The sequence below is a fragment of the Streptosporangium longisporum genome (genome assembly GCF_039534895.1).
In the GTDB taxonomy this organism is placed as follows: domain Bacteria; phylum Actinomycetota; class Actinomycetes; order Streptosporangiales; family Streptosporangiaceae; genus Streptosporangium; species Streptosporangium longisporum.
In genome coordinates this window covers 211932-238609 of record NZ_BAAAWD010000022.1, presented here as the reverse complement: position 1 = coordinate 238609, position 26678 = coordinate 211932, and the positions used below count along the sequence as shown (strand labels likewise).

Below are 26678 nucleotides of genomic sequence, written 5' to 3'. Positions count from 1 at the left end.
CGTGGACATCGACATGAGCGTCCTGCGCAGCCTGGAGCGGGAGAAGGACATCTCCTTCGACCTGGTCGTCAAGGCGATCGAGGACGCGCTGCTGATCGCGTATTTCCGGAGCGAAGGCGCGGCCGCCAAGGCGCGGGCCGAGCTCGACCGCAAGTCCGGGCACGTGACCATCTTCGCCGCCGAGCTCGACGGCGAGAGCGGGGAGGTGCTCAGGGAGTTCGACGACACCCCGGGCAACTTCAGCCGCATCGCCGCGACCACCGCCAAGCAGGTCATCCTGCAGCAGCTGCGCGACGCCGAGGACGAGATCAACTTCGGCGAGTTCGCCAGCCGCGAGGGCGAGCTGGTGGCCGGGGTCATCCAGCAGGGCAAGGACCCCAGGGTGGTCCTGGTCGACCTGGGCAAGATCGAGGCCGTGCTGCCGCACAGCGAGCAGGTCCCAGGCGAGGAGTACGTGCACGGCGACCGGCTGCGCTGCTACGTGGTGCAGGTCAAGAAGGGCCACAAGGGCCCCTCGGTCACCCTGTCGCGCACCCATCCGGGCCTGGTGAAGAAGCTGTTCGCGCTGGAGGTGCCCGAGATCGCCGACGGCACCGTCGAGATCGCGGCCGTGGCGCGCGAGGCCGGCCACCGCACCAAGCTCGCGGTCCGGTCCCGGCGGCCCGGGGTGAACGCCAAGGGCGCCTGCATCGGCCCGATGGGCTCACGGGTACGGAACGTGATGACGGAGTTGCACGGCGAGAAGATCGACATCATCGACTGGTCGGAGGATCCCGCGGAATTCGTGGGGAATGCGCTTTCTCCGGCTCGTGTTACCCATGTAGAGGTGATCGACTTCGACGGCCGCGCCGCGCGCGTGACCGTGCCGGACTACCAGCTCTCCCTGGCCATCGGCAAGGAAGGGCAGAACGCCCGGCTGGCCGCCCGCCTCACCGGCTGGCGCATCGACATCCGTCCCGACACCCAGCCGGGGGACGCGGCCGGTTCCGCAGATGCGTCCACACGGTAAGCTGGAATATGGTGGCCAGGCTGCCCCACTGAGAACGTGTGTGGGGTGCCGGGTTCGCACGGTTTCCTCCGAGCTGCTCCGCCTGGTGGTGGTCGAGGGCGTTATCGTCCCTGACCTGCGACGACGGCTCCAGGGGCGTGGTGCTTCACTGCATCCAACCCTGAGCTGTCTCGAACTCGCAGAGCGTCGCCGAGCGTTTCCGCGCGCGTTTCGCGTCGCGGTCCCGCTCGACCTGTCGCGGCTGCGCGGCCACCTGGAAGGGCAAGCAGGCTGAAAGGATGCGGGTGAGATGGTTACCGACTGTCATGTAGAACGCCGATTTGATGGGCTGGTCAGATAGCTATGAGCGCCTGATGAGCATGCGGCGATGAGTACGTCAACGTAACGACGGTCCGGCGGCACCGCCTCCCGGGCCGAGACAAGGGAGTGCAGTGGCGAAGGTCCGGGTATACGAGCTCGCCAAGGAGTTCGGTGTGGAGAGCAAGGTCGTGATGGCCAAGCTCCAGGAGATGGGCGAGTTCGTGCGTTCGGCGTCCTCGACCATCGAAGCGCCGGTGGTCCGCAGGCTCACGGAAGCTCTGGGCGGTCCCAGCAAGGGATCGTCCGACAGGGGCAGAGGCCCCAGGCCGCCTCAGGCGGCTCCTCGGCCGGGTGACGGCCAGCCCAACGGCGCCCCTTCGGCGTCGACATCCATCCCCAAGCCGGGACCGGCACCCAGGCCGGGTCCCCGTCCTGGCCCGGCGCCGGCCCGTCCCGCGGCGCCCGCGCCGCAGCAGGCGCCGCCGGTCGTGCCCGAGGCCCAGCAGCCTCCGGCTCCGCCCGCGCCGCCGAGGCAGCAGCCTCCGCAGGTGCAGGCGCCGCGTTTCGAGGCGCCCCGTGCCGAGCCCGGCCGTCCGGCGGCCTCCGGCCCCGGTCCCAAGCCGGGCCCTCGGCCCGCTCCGCGTCCCGGTCCGGCCGCGCGCCCCGAGGCTCGTCCGGAGGGTCGTCCCACCGGTGGTCCCGGTGGGGCGCCGTCGGGTCCCAGGCCCGGTGCCGGTGCTCCCGGTGCGGGTCCCGGCCCCAAGCCGGGTCCGCGTCCGGGCCCGCGTGGCCCGCGTCCCGGTAACAACCCGTTCTCGTCCAACGCCAGCGGCATGGGCCAGGCCCGTCCGCCGCGTCCGGGCGGCCCCGGTGGTCCCGGGGGTCCCGGCCGTGACGGCGGCCCCGGCGACAGGGGCCCGCGTCCCGGTCCCCGTGAGGACCGCGGTCCTCGCCAGGACCGCGACAACGCCGGTCCCCGTCCGCCCGGCGCCCGTTCCGGCCCGCCCGGAACCGGTGGCCCGCGTCCGGGTCCCGGTGCGGGCGGCCCGCGTCCCGGTGGCGGCTCCGGTGGTCCCGGTGGCCCGCGTCCGGGTGGGCCGCGTCCCAGCCCGATGATGATGCCCCAGGGCCGGCCCGCCGGTCCCGGCGGCGGTGGCGGCGCAGGCCGTCCCGGCGGCGGTGCGGGTGCCGGTCGTCCCGGTGGCGGCGCAGGCCGTCCCGGCGGCGGTGGCGGTCGTCCCGGTGGCGGTGGCGGCGGTTTCGCCGGCCGTCCGGGCGGCGGTGGCGGCGCAGGCCGTCCCGGCACTGGAACCGGTGGTCCCGGTGGCGGTGGCGGCGGTTTCGCCGGTCGTCCCGGTGGCGGTGGCCGTGGCCGCGGTGGAGGCACCGCGGGAGCGTTCGGCCGTCCGGGAGGACGCCCGACCCGCGGTCGCAAGTCCAAGCGTCAGAGGCGCCAGGAGTTCGACAACATGCAGGCCCCGGCGATCGGTGGCGTGCAGGCTCCCCGCGGCAACGGGCAGACGATCCGCCTGTCGCGCGGCGCCTCGCTGTCGGACTTCGCCGACAAGATCGGCGCGATCCCGGCCTCCCTGGTGCAGATCATGCTGCACCTGGGCGAGATGGTGACCGCGACCCAGTCGGTCAACGAGGAGACGCTGCAGCTCCTCGCCGCCGAGCTCGACTACAACCTCCTCGTGGTCAGCCCCGAGGAGGAGGACCGCGAGCTGCTGGAGACCTTCGACATCGAGTTCGGCGAGGACGAGGGCGACGAGTCCGACCTGGTCGCGCGCCCGCCGGTGGTGACCGTCATGGGTCACGTCGACCACGGCAAGACCAAGCTGCTCGACGCCATCCGCAACACCAACGAGGTGGCGCGGGAGGCCGGTGGCATCACCCAGCACATCGGTGCCTACCAGATCGGCACCGAGCACGAGGGTGAGGACCGCAAGATCACCTTCATCGACACCCCGGGCCACGAGGCGTTCACCGCCATGCGTGCCCGCGGTGCCAAGGTGACCGACATCGCCGTCCTGGTCGTCGCGGCCGACGACGGCGTGAAGCCGCAGACCGTCGAGGCGCTCAACCACGCCCAGGCGGCCGACGTGCCGATCGTCGTCGCGGTCAACAAGGTGGACAAGGAGGGCGCCGACCCGGGCAAGGTCCGTGCCCAGCTCACCGAGTACGGCCTCGTCGCCGAGGAGTACGGCGGCACCACGATGTTCGTCGACATCTCCGCCAAGAACGGGACCGGCATCGAGAACCTGCTCGAGGCCATCCTGCTCACCGCGGACGCCGAGCTCGACCTGCGGGCCAACGCCACGATGGACGCCCAGGGCGTCGCGATCGAGGCGCACCTGGACAAGGGCCGCGGCCCGGTCGCGACCGTCCTGGTCCAGCGCGGCACGCTCCGCGTCGGCGACTCGATCGTCTGTGGCGAGGCCTTCGGCCGCGTCCGGGCGATGCTCGACGACAAGGGCGAGGCGATCCTGGAGGCCGACCCGTCCCGTCCGGTGATGGTCCTGGGCCTGACCGCGGTGCCGGGAGCCGGTGACAACTTCATCGTCGTCACCGACGACCGGATGGCGCGTCAGATCGCCCAGCAGCGCGCCGCGCGCAAGCGCATCGCGGACATGGCCCGCTCCGGCCGCCGCCGCACCCTCGAAGAGCTCTTCAGCGAGATGGAGAAGGGCCAGATCGACGAGCTCAAGCTCATCATCAAGGGTGACGTCTCCGGTTCCGTGGAGGCCCTGGAGGACGCGCTGCTCAAGATCGACGTCGGCGACGAGGTGCGCCTGCGGGTGCTCCACCGCGCCGTCGGTGCGATCACCGAGTACGACGTCAACCTGGCGGTCGCCGACGACAACGCCGTCATCATCGGCTTCAACGTGCGCCCCGAGGTCAGGGCGCGCGACCTGGCCGAGCGCGAGGGCGTCGACATCCGGTACTACTCGGTCATCTACCAGGCGATCGAGGAGATCGAGGCGGCCCTGAAGGGCATGCTCAAGCCGGAGTTCGAAGAGGTCCAGATGGGCACCGCCGAGGTCCGCGAGGTCTTCAAGGTGCCGAAGATCGGCAACGTCGCCGGTTCGCTGGTCCGTTCGGGCACCATCGTCCGCAACAGCAAGGCCCGGATCATCCGCGGCGGGGTCGTCATCTCCGACAACCTCACCGTCTCCTCGCTGCGCCGTTTCAAGGACGACGCGACCGAGGTCCGCGAAGGGTTCGAGTGCGGTATCGGTGTCGGCTACAGCGACATCAAGATCGATGACGTCATCGAGACCTTCGAGATGCGGGAGAAGCCGCGCGCCTGATGCCATCGGTACGGCGGGAAGGCCGCCCGGCCGGTCACGGACCCGAGAAGGGTCCGCGACCGGCGGGCGGCCCCCGCCCCCGGCGGCACGACGGTGATCGTGGCGGTGAGCAACCATGTACGTAGGTGCCCTGACATTGGACATCCTGCTCGGCGACGTCCACTCGCTGAAGCAGAAGCGCTCGGTGGTACGTCCCATCGTCGCCGAGGTGCAACGGCGGTTCCCGGGTGTGGCCGTCGCGGAGACCGGTCATCTCGACCTGCACCGCCGCACCGAGATCGGGATCGCGGTCGTCTCCTCCACCGCCGCCAACGCCGGCGCCGTGCTGGACGACTGTGAGCGGCTGATCGCCTTTCATCCGGAGATCGAGCTGCTGTCCGCCCGGCACCGGCTCTACAACGAGGACGAGGACTAGATACGGGGACGGCCGGCCGGCGAGAGGGCATCCCCCTCGCCCCGGTCTCCCCGTGAGAAGGGGGGAGCTATGGACGCCGCACGCGCGCGTAAGATCGCCGATCGGATCCAGCAGGTCGTCGCGGAGATGCTGGAGCGGCGGATCAAGGACCCCAGGCTGGGGTTCGTGACCGTGACCGACACGCGGATCACCAACGACCTGAGCGACGCCACGGTGTTCTACACCGTTTTCGGCTCCGAGGCCGAGCGGGCGGACTCCGCCGCGGCGCTGGAGAGCGCCAAGGGGCTCATCCGCTCGGAGGTGGGCCGCCAGACCGGGCTGCGCCACACGCCGACGCTGACGTTCACCCATGACCCGCTCCCCGACAGCGCCCGCCACCTGGAGGACCTGCTCGCCGAGGCCAAGGCCAGGGACGTGGAGATCGCCAAGCGGGCCGAGGGCGCCCGGCACGCCGGGGACGCCGACCCCTACCGCAAGCCCGAGGACAGGGACGGCGAGGACGACGACCTCGACGGCGCCGACGACGACGCCACCGGCGTCCCCGACGCCGCCGATGTCGCCGGGCCCTCCGAGCGCGCGGGACACTCCGCGACGTGACGCACCACCCGCACGACGACGGCCCGGTGTCCGGCCGCGACTGGGACCGGGCCGTCGAGATCGTCTCGTCCGCCGACGAGATCGCGCTCGCCTGCCACATCTCGCCCGACGGCGACGCGCTCGGCTCCACGCTGGCCGTGGGGCTCGCGCTGCGCGCCGCCGGCAAGCGGGTCGTCGCCTCCTTCGGCGACCGGCGCTTCAGCGTGCCGAGGCTGCTGCGCTTCCTGCCCGGCCAGGACCTGCTGGTCGACCCCGCGCGCTACCCGGCCGCCCCCGAGGTGATGATCACCTTCGACGTCCCCAGCGTCGAGCGCCTCGGCACGCTGGCGGCCGGCACCGCCAGGGCGGGCCGGTTGATCGTGCTCGACCACCACCCCTCCAACACCGGCTTCGGCACGCTCAACCTGGTCGACCCCGGCGCCGCGGCCACCGCGATGCTCGCCGAGGAACTGATCCACCGCCTCGGCCTGCCGCTGTCGCGGGACATCGCGACCTGCCTGTACGTCGGGCTCGTCACCGACACCGGCTCGTTCCGGCACTCCTCCACCACCCCCGAGGCGCACGCCATGGCCGCCCGGCTGCTGGCCACCGGCGTCGACCCCGAGCGGATCGCCCGCGAGGTGTGGGACCGTTCCCCGTTCGGTTACCTGGGGGTGCTCGGCCTGGCCCTGGAGCGCGCCAGGCTGGAGCCCGAGGTGGGCGGCGGCCTGGTCTGGACGTTCGTCACCCGGGCCGACCGGGAGGCCCACGGGCTGTCGTACGACGAGCTGGAGGGGATCATCGACGTGGTCCGGCGCACCGACGCGGCCGACGTCAGCGCGATCCTCAAGGAGGACGACGACGGCGCCTGGCAGGTCTCCACCCGCTCCAAGGGCGGGGTCGACGTCTCGCGCGTCTGCGCCGCGCTCGGTGGCGGCGGGCACGCCAAGGCCGCGGGTTTCACCTCCCACCTGCCCGTCGAGGAGACGATCGCGGGCCTGCGGGCCCAGCTGTAGACCCCTGTCGGCACGCCTGTTAAGGATTCCCATGAGCACGAGCACGGCTCGCGCCAAGCGCACCCCCCCGCCGAGCGGGCTGATCATCGTCGACAAGCCCGCGGGCTGGACCTCCCACGACGTCGTGGCCAAGCTCCGCGGCATCGCGGGCACCCGCAAGGTCGGCCACGCCGGAACCCTGGACCCGATGGCCACCGGGGTGCTGGTGGTCGGCGTGGAGAAGGCGACCCGGCTGCTCGGCCACCTCGCCCTCACCGAGAAGGGCTACGACGCCACCATCCGGTTGGGCGAGTCCACCAACACCGACGACGCCGAGGGCGAGACCGTCGCCACGGCCTCGGCCGCGGGGGTCGACGAGGCCGATCTCCGCAAGGGTGTCGCCGCCCTGACCGGCCCGATCATGCAGACCCCGCCGCAGGTCAGCGCGATCAAGGTGAACGGCGAGCGGGCCTACAAGCGGGCCCGGGCGGGGGAGGAGGTCGCCCTCGTCGCCCGGCCGGTGACCGTCTCGGAGTTCGAGATCACCGCGATCCGCCGGCACGGGGACCTCGTCGACGTCGACGCCTCGGTCTCCTGCTCCAGCGGCACCTACATCCGCGCGCTCGCCCGCGACCTGGGGGCCGCACTGGGGGTCGGCGGCCACCTGACCGCGCTGCGCCGTACCCGGGTGGGGCCCTACGCCCTGCCGGCGGCCCGCACCCTGGAGCGGCTCGCCGCCGAGTGCGTGATCCTGCCGATGGCCGACGCGGTCGCCGCGGCCTTCCCGCGCCGGGACGTGACCGCCGAGGAGGCGGCCTCGATCGCGCACGGCGGCAGGCTGCCCGCGCTGGGCCTGGGCCAGGGCCCGATCGGGGTCTTCGCCCCCGACGGCACGCTGGTGGCGCTGGCGGAGGAGCGCGGCGGGATCTCCAGGTCGCTGGCGGTCTTCGTGCCGTGACGTCCCGTCCCGGCCCGGTGGGGACGGGGTTCGCGGGTGCCAAGGACCTCCCCGATTGGGGAGGAGGTCCGTGAGCATGGCAGGCTTTAGGGGTCGATCCGCTACACGGGGAAACTACAAGGGGAAGAGGCTGCGGTGCGAGGCTGGCACGGATTGGACGACGTGCCCGAAGACTGGGGCAGGTCCGTCATCACGATCGGCGTCTTCGACGGCGTGCACCGCGGGCATCAGCAGATGGTGGCGCGTGCCGTCGCGATGGCCGCCGATCTGGGGCTGCCCTCGGTGGTGGTGACCTTCGACCCGCACCCCGAGGAGGTGGTGCGGCCGGGCACGCACCCCCCGCGGCTCACCACGGCCAGGCACCGCACCGAGCTCCTCACCGCGCTGGGCGTGGACGCGGTCTGCGTCCTGCCGTTCACGCTGGAGTTCTCCCAGATGACCCCGGACGAGTTCGTCCAGACCGTGCTGGTGGACCGGCTGCACGCGGCCGGGGTCGTGGTGGGGGAGAACTTCCGCTTCGGCCACAACGCCTCCGGCGACGTGGAGACGCTGCGCACCCTCGGCGAGAAGTACGACTTCGTGGCCGAGGGGGTCCCGCTGGTCAGCGACGGGGAGACGATCTCCTCCACGCTGATCCGCGAGCAGATCGCCTCCGGTGACATGGAGGCGGTCACCCTGACGCTCGGCCGTCCCCACCGGGTCGAGGGGGTGGTCGTCCGCGGCTACCAGCGCGGCCGGCAGCTGGGCTTCCCCACGGCCAACCTGGAGTCGCCGGAGTTCACCGCGATCCCGGCCGACGGCGTCTACGCGGGCTGGCTGCAGGGCGTCTCGACCGGCAACCTGCCGGCCGCCTACGGCGGCGAGCGCTGGCCCGCGGCGATCTCGGTGGGCACCAACCCGACCTTCGAGGGCGTGCCGCGCACCGTGGAGGCGTACGCGCTCGACCGCGACGACCTGGATCTCTACGGCGCGCACATGGCCGTGGACTTCGGCCCCAGGCTGCGCGGCAACACCAGGTTCGACTCGATCGAGGCCCTCGTCGAGCAGATCCACGCCGACGTGGAGAGGGTCCGGGACCTGACGAGCTGAACCCGGCCCCTCCCTTTCGTCCCCCGCCGTCTCCCCCTTCCCGCCCGGCCCGGCCGGGATGTGCGAGGGCATCGGAACCGGTGGTAACCTGGCATGTCAGCTCTGTGACCGGTGGTATGGCCACCCCGGCGCTGATCTCGCCACGGCGACTGTAGGCACGCACGGTCGTTCGGGGAGCCGGAAATCGCGCGTGCCCGCAGAGGTTCAAGGAGAAAAGTGTCGCTCGACACCGCCGCAAAGAAGCAGATCATCGGTGACTACGCCAAGGGTGAGACCGACACCGGTTCCCCCGAGGTGCAGATCGCGCTGCTGAGCAAGCGCATTAGCGAGCTCACCGAGCACCTGAAGGTGCACAAGCACGACCACCACAGCCGCCGTGGCCTGCTGCTGCTCGTCGGCCGCCGCCGCCGGCTGCTGAAGTACCTGCAGAGCAAGGACATCCAGCGCTACCGTTCGCTCATCGAGCGTCTCGGCCTGCGCCGATAGCCTGACGGGGGAGCGGCGTCCACGCCGCTCCCCCCTCTCATCGGGTCCGTTCGTCGGCGCGTCGCGCAGGAAAGACACCGGCCCGGTGAGCAAACTGAATAGCCGAGAAAGTGCCCCGCGTCCGCAAGCAAGCGCGCCCCACGGCGTCGGAGGGCCGGTCCTCGGTAGTGGCCCCCGGTCATCATGGCGCGAAGCCATACGGAACCGGGCGCTTCGATCGAAGACCGGCGCTGCACCTACGGGGAGCCGGCAACACGACGAACCAGGCGCGACACGTGCGTCTGGCCGGACGCGGGCGACCGATCCCAAGGAGGTCCCCCGTGGAGGGTGTCCACAGCAGCGAAGCCGTCATCGACAACGGCTCATTCGGCACGCGTACCATCCGGTTCGAGACCGGGCGGCTCGCGCGCCAGGCGGCGGGTTCCGCCGTCGTCTACCTCGACGACGACACGATGGTCCTGTCCGCGACCACCGCGTCCAAGAATCCCCGCGAGAACCTCGACTTCTTCCCCCTCACGGTGGACGTCGAGGAGCGGATGTACGCCGCGGGCCGCATCCCGGGCTCGTTCTTCCGGCGTGAGGGCCGTCCCTCCGAGGACGCCATCCTCACCTGCCGCCTGATCGACCGCCCGTTGCGTCCCTCGTTCGTCAAGGGCCTGCGCAACGAGATCCAGGTGGTCGCCACCGTCATGGCGCTCCACCCCGAGCACCTGTACGACGTCGTGGCGATCAACGCCGCGTCGCTGTCCACCCAGCTCGCGGGCCTGCCGTTCTCCGGCCCGATCGGCGGCGTGCGCGTCGCCCTGATCGAGGGCCAGTGGGTCGCCTTCCCGACCAACACCGAGCTGGGCAGCGCCACCTTCGACATGGTGGTGGCGGGCCGCGTCCTGGACGACGGCGACGTCGCGATCATGATGGTCGAGGCCGAGTCCACCCGCGACACGCTCAAGCTCGTCGCCGAGGGCGCGGTCGCCCCCACCGAGGAGACCGTGGCCCAGGGCCTGGAGGCCGCCAAGCCGTTCATCAAGGTGCTCTGCGAGGCGCAGGCCAAGATCGCCAAGGTCGCCGCCAAGGAGACCGCCGAGTACCCGCTCTTCCTCGACTACCAGGACGACGCCCTGGAGGCCGTGAACGGCGCGGTCAGGAGCGAGCTCGCCGCCGCGCTGACCATCGCCGGCAAGCAGGAGCGCGAGACCGAGATCGACCGGGTCAGGACGCTGCTGCTGGAGAAGGCCGGCTCCGACTTCGAGGGCCGCGAGAAGGAGCTCGCCGCGGCGTTCCGGTCGCTGACCAAGAAGCTCATGCGCGAGCGGGTCATCTCCGAGGGCGTCCGCATCGACGGCCGCGGCGTCAAGGACATCCGGCAGCTCAGCGCCGAGGTCCACATCGTCCCCCGGGTGCACGGCTCGGCCCTGTTCGAGCGCGGCGAGACCCAGATCCTGGGCATCACCACGCTCAACATGCTCCGGATGGAGCAGATGATCGACACGCTCAACCCGGAGCGCACCAAGCGCTACATGCACAACTACAACTTCCCGCCGTACTCCACCGGTGAGACCGGCCGGGTGGGCTCGCCCAAGCGCCGCGAGATCGGCCACGGCGCGCTCGCCGAGCGGGCGCTGCTGCCGGTGCTGCCGCTGCGCGAGGAGTTCCCGTACGCGATCCGCCAGGTCTCCGAGGCGCTGAGCTCCAACGGCTCGACCTCGATGGGCTCGGTCTGCGCCTCGACGATGTCGCTGCTGGACGCGGGCGTCCCGCTCAAGGGCATCGTCGCGGGCATCGCGATGGGCCTGATCAACGAGGGCGACCAGTACGTCACACTGACCGACATCCTCGGTGCCGAGGACGCCATGGGCGACATGGACTTCAAGGTCGCCGGCACCAAGGACGTCATCACCGCGCTCCAGCTCGACACCAAGCTGGACGGCATCCCCGCCTCGGTGCTCTCGGCCGCGCTGAGGCAGGCCAAGGGCGCCCGGCTGGCGATCATCGACGTGATGCAGGAGGCCATCGACTCCCCGGCGGAGATGAACGCGACGGCCCCGCGCATCATCACGATCAAGATCCCGGTGGACAAGATCGGAGAGGTCATCGGCCCGAAGGGCAAGATGATCAACCAGATCCAGGACGACACCGGCGCCGAGATCACCCTGGAGGACGACGGCACCATCTACATCGGTGCCACCGACGGCCCGTCCGCCGAGGCGGCCAGGTCGGCGATCAACGCCATCGCGAACCCGCACATGCCGGAGGTCGGCGAGCGCTACCTGGGCACGGTCGTCAAGATCGCCGCCTTCGGTGCCTTCATCTCCCTCATGCCGGGCAAGGACGGCCTCCTGCACGTCTCCCAGATCCGCAAGCTGCACGGCGGCAAGCGCATCGAGAACGTCGAGGACGTCATGAACGTCGGCGAGAAGGTCCAGGTGGAGATCGCCGAGATCGACGCGCGCGGCAAGCTCTCCCTGGTGCCCGTCGAGGTCATCGAGAAGGAGTCGACGGCCGGTGCCGACACCGACGACGACTCCGGCGACGACGACTCCCCGGCGGCGGCCCCCGCGGCCGAGGCGTCCGGCGAGAGCCGCCCGCCCCGCGAGGAGCGGTCGCGTGACGACCGGCCCCGCGAGGAGCGGCCGCGCCGCACCCGTACCCGCAGCAGCAGTGGCAGTGGTGGCGGTGGCGGCAACCGCAACGGTGGCGGCGGAGGGGAAGACCGCAACTCGTGATCACCACCACTCTGCACCCCGGCAGGGACGGCGCCGGGGTCGTGAAGCGCACCGTCCTCCCCGGTGGGCTGCGGGTGGTGACCGAGTCCATGCCGACCGTGCGTTCCGTCGCGGTCGGCATGTGGGTCGGCATCGGATCGAGAGACGAGTCCCCCCAGCACATGGGGTCCTCCCACTTCCTCGAGCACCTGCTGTTCAAGGGCACGCCCACCAGGGACGCGCTGGAGATCTCCGCGGCCATCGAGGGGATCGGCGGTGAGATCAACGCCTTCACCGCCAAGGAGTACACCTGCTACTACGCGCGGGTCCTCGACGAGGACCTGCGGGTGGCGATCGACGTGCTCGCCGACGTGGTGACCTCCTCGATCATCACCCCCGAGGACGTCGAGGCCGAGCGTGGCGTGATCCTGGAGGAGATCGCCATGCACGACGACGACCCCTCCGACGTGGTGCACGAGCAGTTCTCCGCCGAGCTGTACGGCGACACGCCCGTCGGCCGGCCCATCCTGGGCACCGTGGAGTCCATCACCGCGGTCACCCGGGACCGGATCGCCGAGTACTACCGGCGCTACTACCTGCCCACCCACACGGTGGTGTCGGTGGCCGGGAACGTCGACCACGAGCGGGTCGTCGCCCTGGTCGCGGCGGCCTACGAGCGGGCCGGGGCCCTGGGCGGGGAGGCCTCGCCGGTGCCGCCGAGGCTGACCGGGCCCGGCGTCGAGAGCCGGTCGGGCACGCGGGTGGTGCACCGGCAGACCGAGCAGGCCAACCTGGTCCTCGGCACGACCGCGCTGACCCGCACCGACGAGCGCCGGTTCGCGCTCGGCGTGCTCAACGCGGCCCTGGGCGGCGGCATGTCCTCGCGCCTGTTCCAGGAGATCAGGGAGAAGAGGGGCCTGGCCTACTCGACCTACTCCTACACCTCCTCCCTGGCCGACACCGGCCAGTTCGGCATCTACGTCGGCTGCCTGCCGTCCAAGATCGACGACGTGCTGAAGATCTGCCGCGAGGAGGTGCAGCGGGTGCTCGCCGACGGCATCACCGAGGAGGAGATCGTCCGCGGCAAGGGCCAGATGCGCGGCGGCCTGGTGCTCGGCCTGGAGGACACCGGTTCCCGGATGTCCAGGATCGGCAAGGGGGAGCTGGTCTTCGACGAGCTCCTGTCGGTCGACGACCTGCTCGCCAGGATCGACGCGGTGACCCCGGAGCAGCTCACCGAGGTCGCCCAGGACGTGCTCACCCGCCCGATGACCCTCGCGGTCATCGGCCCGTACGACGAGGACAAGGACTTCGGCGCGGTCCTGACCGGCTGAGGTTCGTTCCCCATGAGGCGGCCCCGGCGCTCCCGCGCCGGGGCCGTCCGCCGTCCGGGAGCCTTCCCGGTGGGCGGACCGGCCGGTCCTTCGGCGCCTCGGCCTCGGGCCGCCGTCCGGGGTTCTCTCGCGGTGGCCGGGGCCTGCCGGGTGCCGTCGCGCTCGCCCCCGCCGCGGGCCGTTCGCCGTCCGGGGCCCTTCGGTATATTGGCCCGGTGATCAGGGTCGGAGTTCTCGGCGCCCGCGGGCGCGTCGGTGTCGAAGTGTGCAAGGCCGTCGAGGCGGCGGGCGATCTGGAGCTGGTCGCGGCCGTCGACCAGGGCGACCCGATCGAGCGCCTGGAGGGTGCCGAGGTGGTGGTCGACTTCACCCACCCCGACGTCGTCATGGACAACCTCGAATGGTGCATCTCGCACGGCGTCCACCCGGTGGTCGGCACCACCGGCTTCGACGCCGGCCGGCTGGCGACCGTGCGGGGCTGGCTGGACGCCCACCCCGGGGTCAACGCGCTGATCGCCCCGAACTTCGGCATCGCGGCCGTGCTCATGATGCACTTCGCCCAGCAGGCCGCCCGCTACTTCGAGTCCGCGGAGATCGTCGAGCTGCACCACCCGAACAAGGCCGACGCACCCTCCGGCACCGCCCGCCGCACGGCCGAACTGGTCGCCGAGGCCCGGCGCAAGGCAGGCTCGGCGCCGATGCCCGACGCGACCAGCACCGAGCTGGACGGGGCCCGCGGCGCCGACGTGGACGGGGTCCGCGTGCACGCGGTGCGGCTGGCCGGGCTCATCGCCCACCAGGAGGTGATCCTGGGCGGCGACGGCGAGATCCTCACCATCCGCCACGACACCATGAACCGCTCGTCGTTCACCCCGGGCGTGCTCCTGGGCGTGCGCCGCGTCCGCGAGCTCCCCGGCCTCACCGTCGGCCTGGAGCACCTCCTCGACCTGTAGGCGCGCCGTGCGGGTCCCCGCCCGCCGGGGCGGGGACCCGCACGCTCAGGGGACGGTGTGGGTCTTGGCGACGGCGATCCTGGAGTCGGTGAGGAACAGCTCCTGTGGCGGCGGGACGTACCCGGGAAGGCCGGCCATGTCCCCGGGGAGCGAGCTGACGTCCGTCACCCGCAGCCGGATCGGCCCCTTTCCGGCGGCGAAGGTCAGGGACGCCTCGACGCCCTGCGATCCGGGCGCGTGGAAGACGAAGCCCGCCCCCAGGTCCCTCGACGAGCCCTCCGGCACGGTACGGCCCGCCACGGTCAGCGAGCGCGGCTTCGCCGTGTCACCGGCCACGCGCAACCCGATCAGAGCGGCCCCGCGCTCGGAGCGGATCAGCACGCGCACGGTCCGCACCCCCGCCCCGGTCGTGTCCTCGATCACCTTCAGCGAAGGGGCCGGCAGCGGGGCGGCCTTCGCGGGGGCGATGAGCTCCGGTGTCTCCCACACCTCGGGGAACGGCCGCGCGCCCGTGGCCACGCCGCCGTACCGGCGGGCCCACCGGTCGGGTGAGGTGGAGGTCACCCAGACGGCCTTGCCGGTGTCGGCGTCCAGCCCGTAGCCCAGGTTGGTCTTCCTGGGGTGGTCCTTGTCGACCCTTTCGAGCTGCAGGCCCACGCCCACCAGGGCGACCGAGACGACCAGCGCCGCCAGCGGGACCAGCGGGGCACGCCGGCGCGGCCAGATCATCTCGGCCAGCGGCAGGACGAGACCGCCGAACAGGATCGCCTGCGGCATGACGGCGTAGCCCGCGTACGACAGTCCCATCGACAGGGCGGTCCACGCGCCCGGCGCCAGGATGAGCGCGGCCGGGAGCAGACCGGCGGTCAGGGCCACGACGCGCCACCGCGGGGGAAGGTACAGGGCGGTCAGGGCGCCCAGCGCGGCCCCCAGGACGGGCCAGGTCAGCACGTGCGACGATCCCGGCGACAGCACGCCCAGGGCGGCACCCAGCAGGGCGGGCCAGACCAGCATGCCCAGCGCGAGCGCGGACGGGCCGAGCCGGCGGCGTAGCGGCACGTACCAGACCAGCAGGGCCGTGGACGCGATCGCGAACACGGCCAGCCAGAACGCCTCGGGACGGTACGGCGTCGTGGTCGCGGTCCCGCTGAGCTCGGGCCGGATCGTCACGAGCGCGTCCCAGAACACGATGCCCGCGCCCACGCCGAGCGTGAGCGGGAGCAGGGCCGACACGGACGCCAGCAGCGTCCTGCGCAGCGTGACCACGCCCCGGCGGCGGGCCAGCAGGACCAGCGCCACCGTCGCCACGAGGGCGAGACCGCCCACCACGGACGCCGCCCAGGCCGGGTAGCGGACCAGGACGTCGGGGGGGACGTTGAAGTAGACCAGCTCCTGCCCGGTCTGCAGCCGCGTCAGGTCGGCCTGGCCGAACGCCCGCGCGAGCGCCAGCGTGTTGTCCCCCATCTGCTGCAGCGTCGGCAGGTCGACGTGGGCCGGGTCGTCGAGGACGCTGTGGTAGTAGGTGCCCTCGTTGGCGTAGGCGGAGTCGAACACCGACATCCCGGCCGGTTTGAAGGCGGTGAAGTCGGTGTCGTTCGGCAGGATCTCCATGAGCTCGGCGAAGGCCGAGTCGGCCACCGGGTGGGGGGCCGCCGATCCGAAGAGCGAGATGAGGCCGGAGTTGGGCCTGGTGGTCCGGAACATCAGGACGGGACCCTTCGCCCCGCGCGCCTCGTTGTTGATCACCACGCTCCGGCCCTTGGCGAGCGGGTGCCCGGCGACGAACGCCTCCGCGCCCAGGAGCCCGACCTCCTCGGCGTCGGTGATGAGGAGCACGACGTCGTTGCGCGGCCGGGTCCCGTCGGCGATCAGCGCGCGGGCCGTCTCCAGCGCGCTCGCAGTACCGGATCCGTCGTCGTTGGCGCCAGGCCCCTGCGGGACCGAGTCGTAGTGCGCCGTCACGAAGACCCGTCCGGTGGGGGCGGTGCCGGGGATGACGGCCACGATGTTGAAGACGCGGCCGGCGATGACGGACGGGGTCTCCAGCGTCCGCGGCGCCATGCCCGTGGCCTCGTGCACCTGGGGTTGCAGGCCCATCCGCCGTAGCTCGCCGACGAGGTAGTCGCGCACCCGCGCGTGCTCGGCCGTGCCGACCGGGTGCGGCCTGGTCGCGAAGCGCTCGATGTGGGAGAAGGCCCGCTGGGCGCTGAAGGTCCGCGCCGGGGCGTCGGACGGGCTCGCCGAGGGGGGGTTAAGGTCCACGACCGTCCAGGCGGAGACCAGGAGCAGCACTCCCAGGGCCACGAGCCCGGCGACCAGGGACCGCCGGCCCGCTAAGGCGGGGACGTCCTCTTCCGCGGGCGGGGTTCTCTTTCCGATCGTCATCATCGCCGTTGCTCCCGTGCTCTCACATCCCGCACCTCATTGCCGGCGGCGCCGGAGACGACTACAAGGAGGGGCCGTCACATGAATTGCCGCAAAAGATCTTCATATGCGTGTGAATCACGATCTGAGGTGGTCTTCGTTGCCAGAAAAGAGGGCTTCAACGGAGGAACCGGACGGAAGGGAGGGAAAGACCTCGGCCGGATCGTCGGGACCGAGGTCGCGGAGGGGACGGCGTGGCGTTCGGGGGGTACGGCCGGTGCTTCCGGGTCCCCTCATCATGCCCGTCCCGGAGGGTCCCGGCGAGACCCGCGCCGCGCGTCCTCGGACGACCCGTGGGATCCCGGCGAGCGCCGCGCCGCGCGCCCGGAAACCTGTGGGATCCGGCCGGTACGCGGGGCTATCCTTCGGCTCATGACAGGTACTCGACCCTCGACGTCCGAGGTCCGCTGGGCGCGGCGGGAGGAGCTGGCCGGGCTGGTCGCGGTGGAGCTCGCGGCCGACGGCCTCTTCGCCCGGGTCGGGATCACCTTCCCGCCCGGAAGCACGATGATCGAGGGGGCCGGCGACCCCTCCCGGGTGCTCGTCGCGGGCGAACCCCCGATCGGGTTCGCCCTGTTCGGGACGGTCGACGGGCAGGTCCACCTGGACCAGCTGGCCGTCCACCCCGACCACGGGCGCAGGGGAGCCGGGGGACGCCTGGTGGAGGCCCTGTGCACCCACGCCGCGGCGACCGGCCACACCGCGGTGACGCTGACGACCTACCGCGACGTGCCCTGGAACGCCCCCTGGTACGCCCGGCGCGGCTTCTCGGTGCTGGACGCCGGGCACTGGGGGCCGGAGCTGGCGGAGCTGGTACGCCACGAGCGGGAGCTGGGCATCGAGGTCGCCCCCCGCGTGGTGATGCGCCGCACGGTGTGAGCCGTCCCTCCCGCACCGGGCCGTCGGGCGCGCGGCCGGGGAGCTCCCCGGCCTGTCAGAGGGCCAGGCCGACGGTCAGCAACAGGCCGTACACGAGCTGGAAGCGGCCGGTCTGCTGGAGCGTCGTGATGAGCGCCGGGCCGACCGCGCCCGCGCGGACGTCCCGCACCGGGGCGAGGGCGAGGGGGGCGGCGAGCAGGGCCAGCGCGGCGAACGGCCGCCACGGCACCAGGGCGACCGCGATCACCAGGGGCAGCACCAGGCAGAGGGTGTACAGGACGCGGGTGCGCCGGTCGCCGAGGACCACGGCCATGGTGCGCTTGCCCACCGGGCCGTCGGTCACCAGGTCGCGCAGGTTGTTGACCACCAGCATCGCGCAGGCCAGCAGACCCACCGGGACGGCCGCGGCCACCGCGAGCCAGGGCAGGCGTTCGAGCTGCACGTAGGTGGTGCCCGCCACGGCCACCAGCCCGAAGAACACGAACACCGAGATCTCGCCGAGCGCGCGGTACCCGTACGGGCGCGAGCCGCCGGTGTAGAACCAGGCGGCGGCGATCGAGGCCGCGCCGACCAGCAGCAACCACCACGCGCCGGTCGCCACGACCAGCGCCAGCCCGGCCACCGCGGCGGCCAGGAAGCAGAGCAGCGCCGCGACCAGGACCTGCCGGGCGGACGCCGCGCCCGAGCCGACCAGCCGCATCGGGCCGACCCGTTCGGCGTCGGTGCCGCGTACCCCGTCGCTGTGGTCGTTGGCGTAGTTGACGCCCACCTGCAGGGCCAGCGCCACGAACAGGGCCACCAGCGCCCGCCACCACACCCCGCCGTCGTACCCGACGGCGACCCCGGTGCCGACGGCGACCGGGACGACGGCGGCGGGAAGGGTGCGCGGGCGTGCTCCGGCGATCCACTGGCTCGGGGTGGCCATGGGGGTACGGCGTTCCTCTCCGGTTCTAGCTGATGTCGGTCGCCAGGCGGATCATCCGCACCGTACGGCCCATGTCGATGACCCGCTCCGCGCCGTCGGCGCCCCACCCGGCGGACTCCAGGAAGCCCAGGACCGCGTGGTTGTCGGCGAAGACCCAGGTCACGATGGTGTGGTAGCCGTCGTCACGCAGGTAGTCGACCGTGGCGTTGAGCAACCGGCTGCCGTGCCCGCGCCGGACGTGGTCGGGGTCGATCAGGAAGGTGAGCATCTCACCGGCGATGGTCGGGTCGAGGTCGGGATCCTCGGCGGGGGCGTGCGAGGCCAGGCCCGCGACCTTCTCGGCGCCCCGCATCGCCGCCATGGCCTCGATGCCGCCGGGGCCGAGGGCGGGAAAGGCGTCGGTGTCCAGGACGACCTGCTCCACGGCCACCAGCACGCGGTGCCGGGAGCTGGGCGGGGAGGTGATCGCGTCCTCCCACTGCTGCCGCCACATGTTCTCGGCCGCCGGGCTCGTCATCTGCTCCAGCGGTCCTTCGGGAAGGAACTCCCGGTAGCCGTACTTCCAGGCGCGGATCTGGGTGCCCGTCACCGCGGCGACATCCTCGTGCCGAGCCGCCCGCACGCCTACGTCTGCCATCTCGGCCCGCTCCTTATCTGCCGTCTGCCGTCGCCTCGGAACGCGCTGTCTCGCAGATCTCGTGCCACGCGAGCGGGCATCAGGCGGGTGGATCCGTGAGGCAGGCTCTTACACCGTATCGGGGAATCCGACTCAGAGATGACGTGAACCCGGCTCCGTCTGCCGACGAGCCCGATATGCCCGTGTCTTCGTACGGTTGCCGCAGACCTTCATGGAACACCATGACCGGGAACGGTTCTTGGAGGAGTCGACGAACGCCCACTGGCAGGTGCTCTCGGTGCAGACCTTCAGGCGTGGCCACATGCCGGCGGCGTGGGTGTCCATCACGGCGGCGACGATCCGGGCGAGCCCGCCGGGCACCCCGGTCTCGACCGGTTCGAGCACCGGCCCGGCCGGGCCGAGCACGACCTGGAGCGGGAGCCCGGCGAACCGGAGCGGGAACCCGGGGGGCGGGCCGCCGGCGTCGTGACCGGTTCCGGCAGGGGTCTCTCCCGCGTCGGCGTCGTGGGTGGTGCCGGCGTCGCTGTCGGGGGCGGGGGGAAGGTCCCGGGCCGAGGGGCGGTCGTGGTTGTGGCGGAGCGCCTCGCGCAGGCCCTCGCGGAGCTCGACGGCCCGTGCCAGATCCGTTCCGCCGGCCGCGTCCCCGGGCCCGATCAGGCCGCGCCGGTCGAGCCAGGCGGTGAGGGCGTCCGGGGAGGGGATCGACTCGGTGCCGGTCTCGACGTCGTACGTGTTCACGAAGTCGATCACCAGGCCGGAGGGATTGTCCATGTCGTCGCTCACCTCTTCACAACCACTGTATGCCATTAGGGGGTTGTGTTCACGACAACACCGTCATAACGTGATAGCCGGTTTCATGATGGGAGATCCGCATGTGGTACCTGGCCTATGTCGCCTTCAGGGAGAGCCGCAGGCAGGAGTCGTACCGGAGGAGAAAAAATGATCATGAGGACGTGGAGGGGCTGGACGCGCGCCGAGGACGCCGCCGCCTATGAGAAGTACCTGCTGGCCACCGGCTACGTGGGGTACACCTCCACCGCGGGCAACCGCGGGGTGTGCTTCACCCGCCGCGACGTGGGGGGCAGGAGCGAGTTCCTGCTGACCTCGCTCTGGGAGTCCTGGGAGGCGATCCGCGCTTTCGCCGGTGAGGACCCGTCGCGCGCCGTCTTCTACGACGAGGACGACCGCTTCCTGGTCGAGCGAGAGCTCGTTGTCACCCACCACGAGGTCTTCGCCGCCTCCTGAGCTGTTTCCCCGTGAGTCTTCTGCCTCTTGCCGCTGAGCCGTTCCTCATGGGCTGTTTCTTCGGGGTGTGTCGGAAGGCGCGTTCCCGGGGACCCCGATGCCTTCGGGGGCGGGCATCGATCCCCGGGCCGTCCGGGCATCACCCGCGGCTCGTCCGCGGTTCGTCGGTGGTCCGTCGGTGGTTCGTCGGTGGTTCGTCCGTGGCTCGTTCGCGGATCCGTCGGTGCCGCGTTCGCCGTCCGTCCGTGGTGGTCCGTCGTGAGCGGTCAGGACCCGTTCAACGCGGTCGCCAGCCTGCGGACGCCCTCGACCAGCTCGGCCGTGTGCACGGGAGCGGAGTGGGTGATCCTGATGCGCGGCCCGGGAGGCTCGGCCGGGTAGTGGACGCGCCCGGGACCCACCAGGACGCCCGCCCTCCTGGCCGCCTCCACCAGCGCGTCCTCGTCCCGGTCGGCGGGGAGCCGCAACCACAGGTGCAGGCCGCCACGGGGGACCAGGTGGAGTTCGGCCTCGGGCATCCGGGCGGACAGGGCCGCGACGACCGTGTTCCTGCGCAGCGTCAGCTCGGTCTCCAGGGTGGCCAGGTGACGCCGCCAGGCGGGCGAGCTGACGAACTCCAGGGCCGTCTCCTGGAGGAGCCTGGCCACGAAGAACGACTCCACCAGCTGGTTCGCCCTCAACCGGTGGGCCGCGGGCCCGCGGGCCACGACCCCGGCGACCCGCATGCTGGGCGAGAGCGGCTTGGTCAGCGAGTTGATGTGCACCACCGTGCCGTGGACGTCCAGCGCGGCCATCGGCGGCGGCGTGGACGGTGAGGCGAAGTAGCGGGCGTAGTCGTCCTCGATCACGAACGCGCCGGCCGCGCGGGCGATCGCCAGCACCTGCTCACGCCGCTCCAGGGACAGCGTCGCGCCGGTGGGGTTGTGCAGGGTCGGCTGGCAGAAGAAGACCCGCGCACCGGTCACCGCGAACGCCTCGGCGAGCAGGTCGGGCCGGACCCCGTCGCGGTCCATGGGGACGGCCGTCGCCCGCAGCCCGGCGGCCCGTGCCGCGGCCCGCGCGCCCGGGTAGGTGGGCGTCTCCACCAGGATCGGGGTGTTCGGGGCGGCCAGGGCGCGGAAGGCGTGGGTGAGCGCGGCCTGCCCGCCGCTGACGACGAGGACGTCGGACGGGGTGACGTCGCCGCCCACCTCCTGGGCGAACCACCTGCGCAGTTCGGGCAGCCCGGCCTGCGGGGGCATCGCCCAGACGTCGGGGCGCCGGAGTGCCCGCGAGGCGGCTGCCGACAGGGCTCTGGACGGGCGCAGGGCCGGGTTGAGATAGCCGCCGGTGAGCGGGACGACTCCTTCGGGCGGAGGGGCGAGCAGGGACGCGACCGCGCTGTCGTCCACCACCCGGTCGCCGAGGGCCACCGTCTGCCACGACATGTCGGCGCCGTCGTCACCGCTTGCGACGGCCGGTGTGACGGCGGGTGCGACATAGGCGCCGCTGCCGGGTCTGGTGACCACCCGTCCCTCCGCGGCGAGCCTGCCGATCGCCCGCGACACGGTCACCGGGCTCACCCCGTGCAGCCGGACCAGCTCGCGGCTCGACAGCAACCGGTCGCCGGGGCGCAGGCGCCCGATCTCCTCGCGGAGCATGGCGGCCAATCGGACGATACTGCTATCGTCATTCATGAGGGATAAGAGTAGCGCTATCGTTCCGGATCCAGTAGCGGTCGACGAGGGCACCGGTGCCAGGGCCGGGGCCAGGGCCGGGGCCAGCGCCGGGGCCGGGGCCAGCGCCGATGGCGGTGGCGGTGGTGTGACGTCGCCCGGCGCGGCGGGCCGGGGCGGGGTGCGGCCGGGGACGGCCCGGCGCGGGACCGTGCTGGCCGGGCTCGGGGTGCTCACGTTCTCGGGGTCGTTCCCGGCCACGGTCTTCGCGATGGAGGGCTTCGACCCCTATCTGGTGGCCATCGGCCGAGCCGTCATCGCCCTGGTCGCGGCGGTCGCGTTCCTCCTCGTGGCCCGGGTGCCGCTGCTGCCGCCCAGGTCGCAGCTCCGGTCCTACGTGGTCATCGCGGGCGGCGTGGTGTTCGGCTTCCCGATCTTCAGCGGGGTGGCGCTCGACGCCGGAGCCTCCACCTCGCACGCCGCCGTGGTGATCGGCCTGCTGCCCGCCGCCACCGCCGCGTGCGCCGTGCTGCGTGCCGGAGAGCGGCCCAGAGCGCTGTTCTGGGTCTCCTGCGGCCTGGGCGCCGCCGCGATCACGGTCTTCACCCTCAGCATGGGCGGGGGGCATGTCAGCTGGGCCGACGTCCTGCTCGTCGGCGCGTTGCTCTCGGCCGCGGCCGGCTACACCGAGGGCGGGCGCCTGGCCCGGGAGACCCCCGGCTGGCAGGTGGTCTCCCGCGCCCTCGTCGTCGCCGCCCCGCTGACCGTACCGATCACCGTGGTGCTGGCGCTGACCACCGAGATGCGACCCGACGCCGCCTCGCTGACCGGGCTGGCGTACGCGGGCCTGATCTCGATGTTCCTCGGTTTCATCCCCTGGTACGCCGGGCTGGCCATGGGCGGGATCGCCCGCGCCGGGCAGACCCAGCTCGCGCAGCCGCTGCTGACCCTGCTGTGGGCCTGGCTCCTGCTCGACGAGCGATTCGGCCTCGCCACGGTCGTGGCGGCCCTGGCCGTACTGGCGTGCGTCGCGCTGACCCAGCGGACGCGCACCTGAGCGACGGGCCGCCGTTGCCCCTCTCGCCCGTACAGGTTGCCCGCCACGTCCGTACGGCCACCCTCCGTCGTCCCCTCCGTGCCCATACCGCGTGTCCACCCCCGATTCCTCGAAAGACGTGACATCGAGGCGCAGGCTCCGAGGGAAGCCGTCATGATGCCCGGCCGACGGGAGGGCGCCCCTGGGGTTTTCCGCAGGTACCTGCTGTGGAGCCCGCCGGCCGGACGGGCGGCCCGCCCCATGGGACGGGAGGCGTCCCGTCCATAGCGTCTTCCCATGATCCTTCATCGACGCGCGCCGCTCCCGGCGGCCGTCCTGCCCTCCCTGCTCAGCGTTCTGTCCGTGCTCTCGATGCTCTCGGTGCTGTCGGTGTCCCCGGCCGCCGACGTCGCGGGCCTGCCAGGGCACACGGTCACGTCCGAAGAGGACCCGCGGCGGCGCAAGGTCGTCACCGAGGAGGACCCGCTGCGGCGCATGGTCGCCACGAAGGCGGCGACGGCCGCGCTGCTGCGGGTGGACGACGGCACCCGTACCCGGACGAGCGCCGCCGGGGTCCGCGACCTGAGGACGAGGCGCCCCGCCACCCCGAACGGCCACTTCCGCATCGGCAGCGTCACCAAGACCTTCGTCGCGACCGTGATCCTGCAACTGGCCGACGAGGGCCGGCTGAGGCTCGACGACCCGGTAGGACGCCATCTGCCGGGCCTCGTGCCGAACGGCGACGCGATCACGATCCGGCACCTGCTCAACCACACCAGCGGCCTGTACGACTACATGAGCGAGGAGGGCCTCTCCACCAACCGGTGGCGGGGCGCGGACCGGTTCCGGCCCTACGGCCCCCGGCGGCTGCTCGCGGTCGCCCTCGCCAAGCCGCCGTACTTCACGACGCCCGGGAGCTCCTGGCACTACTCCAACACCAACTACGTCGTCGCCGGGATGCTGATCGAGAAGGTGACCGGCCGGTCGTACGGGAAGGAGGTGGAGCGGCGCATCCTGCGTCCGCTGAAGCTGACCCGCACCTTCGTCCCGGGTGACGCGCCCGGCCTGCCGGTGCCGCACGCGCACGGCTACGAGGCGCTGCCCTCGGGCAAGGTGGTGGACGCCACCCGGATGAACCCGTCCCTGGACTGGGCGGCAGGAGAGATGATCTCGACGGCGGGCGACCTCAACACGTTCCTCGCCGCGCTCCTCGGCGGCAGGCTGACCAGCGCGGCGATGCTGGAGCAGATGCGCACCACCGTCGACACCGGTGCAGGCTTCGCGTACGGCCTGGGCCTGCAGCGGTACACGCTGCCGTGCGGCAGGACGGTCTGGGGGCACAGCGGCGAGCTGATCGGTTACCTGACCTTCTCCTTCCGCGTCGACGACGGGCGCGTGATGACGCTCTCCGTCAATCCGTACGTCCGCCCGGTCTCGACGGAGGAGATCTTCTCGATCGCCTCCGGCGTCCACTGCCAGGGCGGCTGAGCAGGGGACGACGCACGCTCCCCGGGCCTTTGGGCGGTCTTCCCCTCGTTCCCGGAGCAGAGGAACGGACATTCCATGGCGAGCCGGCCGGGGGACCCTGTTGCTCGACCTCCCGCCACCGGACAATAGGTTGGAACACTGACTTCCGCTCCCGCGGGCCGGTACGACCCGGTGGCGGGGCGGGAGCCCTCCGATGACGTAGGGAGACGGGTCGTGGGCGTGAGCCTCGCGGTGGGAGACAAGGTCGAGGACTTCGAGCTTCTCGACGAGACGGGCACGCCGAGGCGGCTCAGCGAGTTCCTCGCCAAGGGACCGGTGGTGCTCTTCTTCTATCCGGCGGCGATGACCTCCGGATGCACGGCCGAGAGCTGCCACTTCCGTGACATGGCGGCCGACTTCGCGGAGGTGGGTGCCACCAGGATCGGCATCAGCCGCGACACGGTCGAGCGGCAGGCGAGGTTTGCCCGGACCAACGAGCTGGGCTTTCCCCTGCTCTCCGACCCGGACGGAACGGTCGCCCGGCAGCTCGGCGCCCGCCGCACCATCGCGGTCGGCCCCTTCCTCACCCGCCGGATGACCTTCGTCATCGACGTGGACCACCGCATCCTGGAGGTCGTCCACAGCGAGACCTCCATGCAGTCCCACGCCGACCGGGCCCTGGAGGTCCTCCGCTCCCGTCCTCGCCCGTAATCGTTCATTCGTCCGGGAGACCGTGGCCTTGAGCTGTCGGCCACTTCTCCGGAGGGGACACGTAGGTTCCGCGGTAGGGGACCGTGAAGACCCAGCCCTGATCGCGCAGGAACGCGACAGCGTGCCGGACGGTGGCCTTGGCGACGCCGTACTCCCGCATGAGCAGTTTCTCGCTGGGAATGCGCCGATTGACCTTGATCCTGCCGTCCTGGATCATGCGGGCGGCCTCCGCGGCGATCTCCTCGTAGATCGGAGTCCTCCGTCGGCGAAGGGGAATTCCTGCGGGACCGACGAAAGTCCCCTTGCCCTGGATGGTGTGTACGAGGCCTCGGGCGCGAAGTTCCCGGCACACATGGCGGGCCGTGGTACGCGCGATGCCGTACTCGGCCTCGAACTCCGCCTCGCTCGGAACGGGTTGCCCGGGAACGAGATCGCCATCGGCGATATGACGCTGCACGATGTCGGCCACCTGCCTGTACAGGGGCACCGGTCCATCTCTGTCCAACACGGGTCACACGGTAGACGCGCCGATACGACCGGTTGTGGAAAATCTGTGAACGTCTTTGCTATTCCTGAGGCCATTTCTCCTCAGGGGAGACATAACTCCCGCGTTGCGGCACGGTGTAGATCCATCCTTGATCGCGAAGAAGACCGACGGCGCGGCGTACGGTCTCCCGGGCCACGTCGTACTGCTGCATGAGCATCGTCTCGCTCGGAATCGGACGGCGCTGCCGGAGGGAACCGCTGCGGACTCGCTCGGCGATATCCTCCGCTATCTGCTGATACATGGGCGTTCTACGGGGTTGACGAATTCCTTCGTCGGGCGGGCCCACGAATGTTCCTTCACCTTGAACGGTGTAAACGAGCCCCTCGTCTCGCAATATTTGAACCGCTCGCCTCGCGGTCGTCCGTGCCACGCCGAATTCGCTTCTGATGTCGGTCTCGCTGGGAACGGCATGTCCTGACGGAAGGTCGGCATCCGTGATCCGCCGGCGGATGATCTCTGCGATCTGAAGGTACAGGTGGGTGTCTCCGTCGTGATCGAGCACATTCAAAATATAGGCGAACAGCTACGGACCAGGTCATAACAGGACGTCTGGAACGACGAAAAGCGATTTTGGTTTTGACGAGAAGAGACGACTAGACGTATCGTCAACGTGTGAGTGCGCGGGAGGTGGGAGCACGCGTGGTGATCGGAGTGCCGGTCGAACGGCATCACGGGCACCACGTTGCGCCGTTGCGGCACAGGCACCAGTCCGTCGACTGGCGGCCCGAGCGGCCGAGGGCCGGCCGGTTGCGGATCAAGGAGCACACCTGTGACTGCCGGCCCGTCTTCTACGAGCTCTGTCAGGCGGGCGGGCTGATGTTCGTACGGCGAACGGAACGGACGAGAAGGGAAGTGGTCGTGCACGAGTCGCCCTGGACGATCGCCCGGCGAACACAGGATCTGTGGCTTCGGCTCCTGGAGGGCGCCGCCCACTGACGTCGGTGTGCCGGTTGGGGGAACCCTTCAACCGGCACACCCGAGCTCCCGACCTTCCTGAGGGGCCATGACGATCCGGGAAGGTCGG

25 protein-coding genes are annotated in these 26678 nt (G+C 71.6%); 18 read left to right on the top strand and 7 right to left on the bottom strand.

The genetic code is table 11. The features are described from left to right. Position 1 precedes the first annotated feature (1 nt). The 12 genes from nusA (at position 2) to dapB (ending at position 14128) form a co-directional block, all read left to right on the top strand. Positions 2–1009 (top strand): transcription termination factor NusA, encoded by a 1008-nt coding sequence (gene nusA / locus ABD832_RS36415; protein WP_344905290.1) that lies wholly within the window; start codon positions 2–4, stop codon positions 1007–1009. Continuing rightward, a complete protein-coding gene (locus tag ABD832_RS36410; protein ID WP_344905288.1) occupies positions 993–1283 on the top strand; it encodes a YlxR family protein in 291 nt (96 codons plus the stop codon). Before nusA ends, ABD832_RS36410 begins: the two co-directional genes overlap by 17 nt. Positions 1284–1440: 157 nt before the next feature. Further along, a complete protein-coding gene (gene infB, locus ABD832_RS36405) occupies positions 1441–4620 on the top strand; it encodes a translation initiation factor IF-2 (protein ID WP_344905285.1) in 3180 nt (1059 codons plus the stop codon). 115 nt (positions 4621–4735) lie between these two features. Beyond that, a complete protein-coding gene (locus tag ABD832_RS36400; protein ID WP_344905283.1) occupies positions 4736–5035 on the top strand; it encodes a DUF503 domain-containing protein in 300 nt (99 codons plus the stop codon). A gap of 69 nt (positions 5036–5104) precedes the next feature. Further along, positions 5105–5632, top strand: a complete 528-nt coding sequence (rbfA, locus tag ABD832_RS36395; protein WP_344905280.1) for a 30S ribosome-binding factor RbfA — start codon at positions 5105–5107, stop codon at positions 5630–5632. Beyond that, positions 5629–6627 carry a DHH family phosphoesterase gene (locus tag ABD832_RS36390; protein WP_344905276.1) on the top strand — a complete coding sequence of 333 codons (999 nt, stop codon included), beginning with the start codon at positions 5629–5631 and terminating at the stop codon, positions 6625–6627. The genes rbfA and ABD832_RS36390 overlap by 4 nt, the downstream gene beginning before the upstream one ends. A 31-nt stretch (positions 6628–6658) precedes the next feature. Next, positions 6659–7564 carry a tRNA pseudouridine(55) synthase TruB gene (truB, locus tag ABD832_RS36385; RefSeq protein WP_344905273.1) on the top strand — a complete coding sequence of 302 codons (906 nt, stop codon included), beginning with the start codon at positions 6659–6661 and terminating at the stop codon, positions 7562–7564. Between the two features lie 135 nt (positions 7565–7699). After that, positions 7700–8653 (top strand): bifunctional riboflavin kinase/FAD synthetase, encoded by a 954-nt coding sequence (locus ABD832_RS36380; protein WP_344905271.1) that lies wholly within the window; start codon positions 7700–7702, stop codon positions 8651–8653. 216 nt (positions 8654–8869) lie between these two features. Beyond that, positions 8870–9139, top strand: coding sequence for a 30S ribosomal protein S15 (gene rpsO / locus ABD832_RS36375; RefSeq protein ID WP_344905268.1), 270 nt, complete (start codon positions 8870–8872; stop codon positions 9137–9139). Between the two features lie 320 nt (positions 9140–9459). Beyond that, positions 9460–11862, top strand: a complete 2403-nt coding sequence (locus tag ABD832_RS36370) for a polyribonucleotide nucleotidyltransferase (RefSeq protein WP_344905265.1) — start codon at positions 9460–9462, stop codon at positions 11860–11862. Further along, positions 11862–13175: a M16 family metallopeptidase gene (locus ABD832_RS36365; RefSeq protein ID WP_344905444.1), complete on the top strand. Its 1314-nt coding sequence runs from the start codon at positions 11862–11864 to the stop codon at positions 13173–13175. Before ABD832_RS36370 ends, ABD832_RS36365 begins: the two co-directional genes overlap by 1 nt. 215 nt (positions 13176–13390) lie before the next feature. Continuing rightward, entirely contained in the window at positions 13391–14128 is a 738-nt protein-coding gene (gene dapB, locus ABD832_RS36360) for a 4-hydroxy-tetrahydrodipicolinate reductase (protein ID WP_344905262.1), read from the top strand. A 45-nt stretch (positions 14129–14173) separates the two neighbouring features. Here dapB and ABD832_RS36355 read toward each other — a convergent pair whose 3' ends face one another. Beyond that, positions 14174–16516, bottom strand: coding sequence for a M20/M25/M40 family metallo-hydrolase (locus ABD832_RS36355; protein ID WP_344905259.1), 2343 nt, complete (start codon positions 16514–16516; stop codon positions 14174–14176). Between the two features lie 408 nt (positions 16517–16924). Here ABD832_RS36355 and ABD832_RS36350 point away from each other — a divergent pair, with 408 nt between their 5' ends. Next, positions 16925–17431: a GNAT family N-acetyltransferase gene (locus tag ABD832_RS36350; protein ID WP_344905257.1), complete on the top strand. Its 507-nt coding sequence runs from the start codon at positions 16925–16927 to the stop codon at positions 17429–17431. A gap of 55 nt (positions 17432–17486) precedes the next feature. Here the strand turns inward: ABD832_RS36350 and ABD832_RS36345 are convergent, their stop codons facing one another. The 3 genes from ABD832_RS36345 to ABD832_RS36335 all read right to left on the bottom strand — a co-directional run bounded on the left by ABD832_RS36345 (position 17487) and on the right by ABD832_RS36335 (position 19776). After that, positions 17487–18356 (bottom strand): 1,4-dihydroxy-2-naphthoate polyprenyltransferase, encoded by an 870-nt coding sequence (locus ABD832_RS36345; RefSeq protein WP_344905254.1) that lies wholly within the window; start codon positions 18354–18356, stop codon positions 17487–17489. Positions 18357–18381: 25 nt separating this feature from the next. Next, a complete protein-coding gene (locus ABD832_RS36340) occupies positions 18382–18993 on the bottom strand; it encodes a GNAT family N-acetyltransferase (RefSeq protein WP_344905251.1) in 612 nt (203 codons plus the stop codon). A 132-nt stretch (positions 18994–19125) separates the two neighbouring features. After that, positions 19126–19776, bottom strand: coding sequence for a CGNR zinc finger domain-containing protein (locus ABD832_RS36335; RefSeq protein WP_344905248.1), 651 nt, complete (start codon positions 19774–19776; stop codon positions 19126–19128). Between the two features lie 162 nt (positions 19777–19938). On the opposite strand from ABD832_RS36335, the gene ABD832_RS36330 reads away from it, so the two are divergent. Then, positions 19939–20238 (top strand): hypothetical protein, encoded by a 300-nt coding sequence (locus tag ABD832_RS36330; protein WP_344905245.1) that lies wholly within the window; start codon positions 19939–19941, stop codon positions 20236–20238. 266 nt (positions 20239–20504) lie between these two features. On the opposite strand, the gene ABD832_RS36325 is transcribed toward ABD832_RS36330, so the two are convergent. Next, positions 20505–21878 (bottom strand): aminotransferase-like domain-containing protein, encoded by a 1374-nt coding sequence (locus ABD832_RS36325; RefSeq protein WP_344905441.1) that lies wholly within the window; start codon positions 21876–21878, stop codon positions 20505–20507. Positions 21879–21912: 34 nt separating this feature from the next. Between ABD832_RS36325 and ABD832_RS36320 the strand changes: the two genes are divergently transcribed. From ABD832_RS36320 to ABD832_RS36310, 3 genes are all read left to right on the top strand, one after another. Next, positions 21913–22950 (top strand): DMT family transporter, encoded by a 1038-nt coding sequence (locus ABD832_RS36320; RefSeq protein ID WP_344905242.1) that lies wholly within the window; start codon positions 21913–21915, stop codon positions 22948–22950. A gap of 276 nt (positions 22951–23226) precedes the next feature. Next, entirely contained in the window at positions 23227–24417 is a 1191-nt protein-coding gene (locus ABD832_RS36315; RefSeq protein WP_344905240.1) for a serine hydrolase domain-containing protein, read from the top strand. Between the two features lie 213 nt (positions 24418–24630). Next, complete coding sequence (locus ABD832_RS36310) at positions 24631–25107, top strand: peroxiredoxin (RefSeq protein WP_344905237.1); 477 nt, start codon at positions 24631–24633, stop codon at positions 25105–25107. Positions 25108–25111: 4 nt separating this feature from the next. Here the strand turns inward: ABD832_RS36310 and ABD832_RS36305 are convergent, their stop codons facing one another. After that, positions 25112–25576 (bottom strand): winged helix-turn-helix domain-containing protein, encoded by a 465-nt coding sequence (locus tag ABD832_RS36305; RefSeq protein WP_344905234.1) that lies wholly within the window; start codon positions 25574–25576, stop codon positions 25112–25114. Positions 25577–25673: 97 nt separating this feature from the next. Next, positions 25674–26156 (bottom strand): GntR family transcriptional regulator, encoded by a 483-nt coding sequence (locus tag ABD832_RS36300; protein ID WP_344905231.1) that lies wholly within the window; start codon positions 26154–26156, stop codon positions 25674–25676. A 188-nt stretch (positions 26157–26344) separates the two neighbouring features. On the opposite strand from ABD832_RS36300, the gene ABD832_RS36295 reads away from it, so the two are divergent. After that, complete coding sequence (locus ABD832_RS36295; RefSeq protein ID WP_344905228.1) at positions 26345–26590, top strand: hypothetical protein; 246 nt, start codon at positions 26345–26347, stop codon at positions 26588–26590. The last annotated feature ends 88 nt before the right edge of the window (positions 26591–26678 follow it).

Excerpts from the sequence above, each read along its gene's own strand:
- ABD832_RS36340 (WP_344905251.1), bottom strand. The coding sequence starts at position 18,993 with ATGGCAGACGTAGGCGTGCGGGCGGCTCGGCACGAGGATGTCGCCGCG.
- ABD832_RS36315 (WP_344905240.1), top strand. The coding sequence starts at position 23,227 with ATGATCCTTCATCGACGCGCGCCGCTCCCGGCGGCCGTCCTGCCCTCC.
- ABD832_RS36330 (WP_344905245.1), top strand. The coding sequence starts at position 19,939 with ATGAGGACGTGGAGGGGCTGGACGCGCGCCGAGGACGCCGCCGCCTAT.
- ABD832_RS36345 (WP_344905254.1), bottom strand. The coding sequence starts at position 18,356 with ATGGCCACCCCGAGCCAGTGGATCGCCGGAGCACGCCCGCGCACCCTT.
- ABD832_RS36350 (WP_344905257.1), top strand. The coding sequence starts at position 16,925 with ATGACAGGTACTCGACCCTCGACGTCCGAGGTCCGCTGGGCGCGGCGG.
- ABD832_RS36355 (WP_344905259.1), bottom strand. The coding sequence starts at position 16,516 with ATGATGACGATCGGAAAGAGAACCCCGCCCGCGGAAGAGGACGTCCCC.
- ABD832_RS36325 (WP_344905441.1), bottom strand. The coding sequence starts at position 21,878 with ATGCTCCGCGAGGAGATCGGGCGCCTGCGCCCCGGCGACCGGTTGCTG.
- ABD832_RS36400 (WP_344905283.1), top strand. The coding sequence starts at position 4,736 with ATGTACGTAGGTGCCCTGACATTGGACATCCTGCTCGGCGACGTCCAC.
- ABD832_RS36410 (WP_344905288.1), top strand. The coding sequence starts at position 993 with ATGCGTCCACACGGTAAGCTGGAATATGGTGGCCAGGCTGCCCCACTG.
- rbfA (WP_344905280.1), top strand. The coding sequence starts at position 5,105 with ATGGACGCCGCACGCGCGCGTAAGATCGCCGATCGGATCCAGCAGGTC.
- ABD832_RS36320 (WP_344905242.1), top strand. The coding sequence starts at position 21,913 with ATGAGGGATAAGAGTAGCGCTATCGTTCCGGATCCAGTAGCGGTCGAC.
- truB (WP_344905273.1), top strand. The coding sequence starts at position 6,659 with ATGAGCACGAGCACGGCTCGCGCCAAGCGCACCCCCCCGCCGAGCGGG.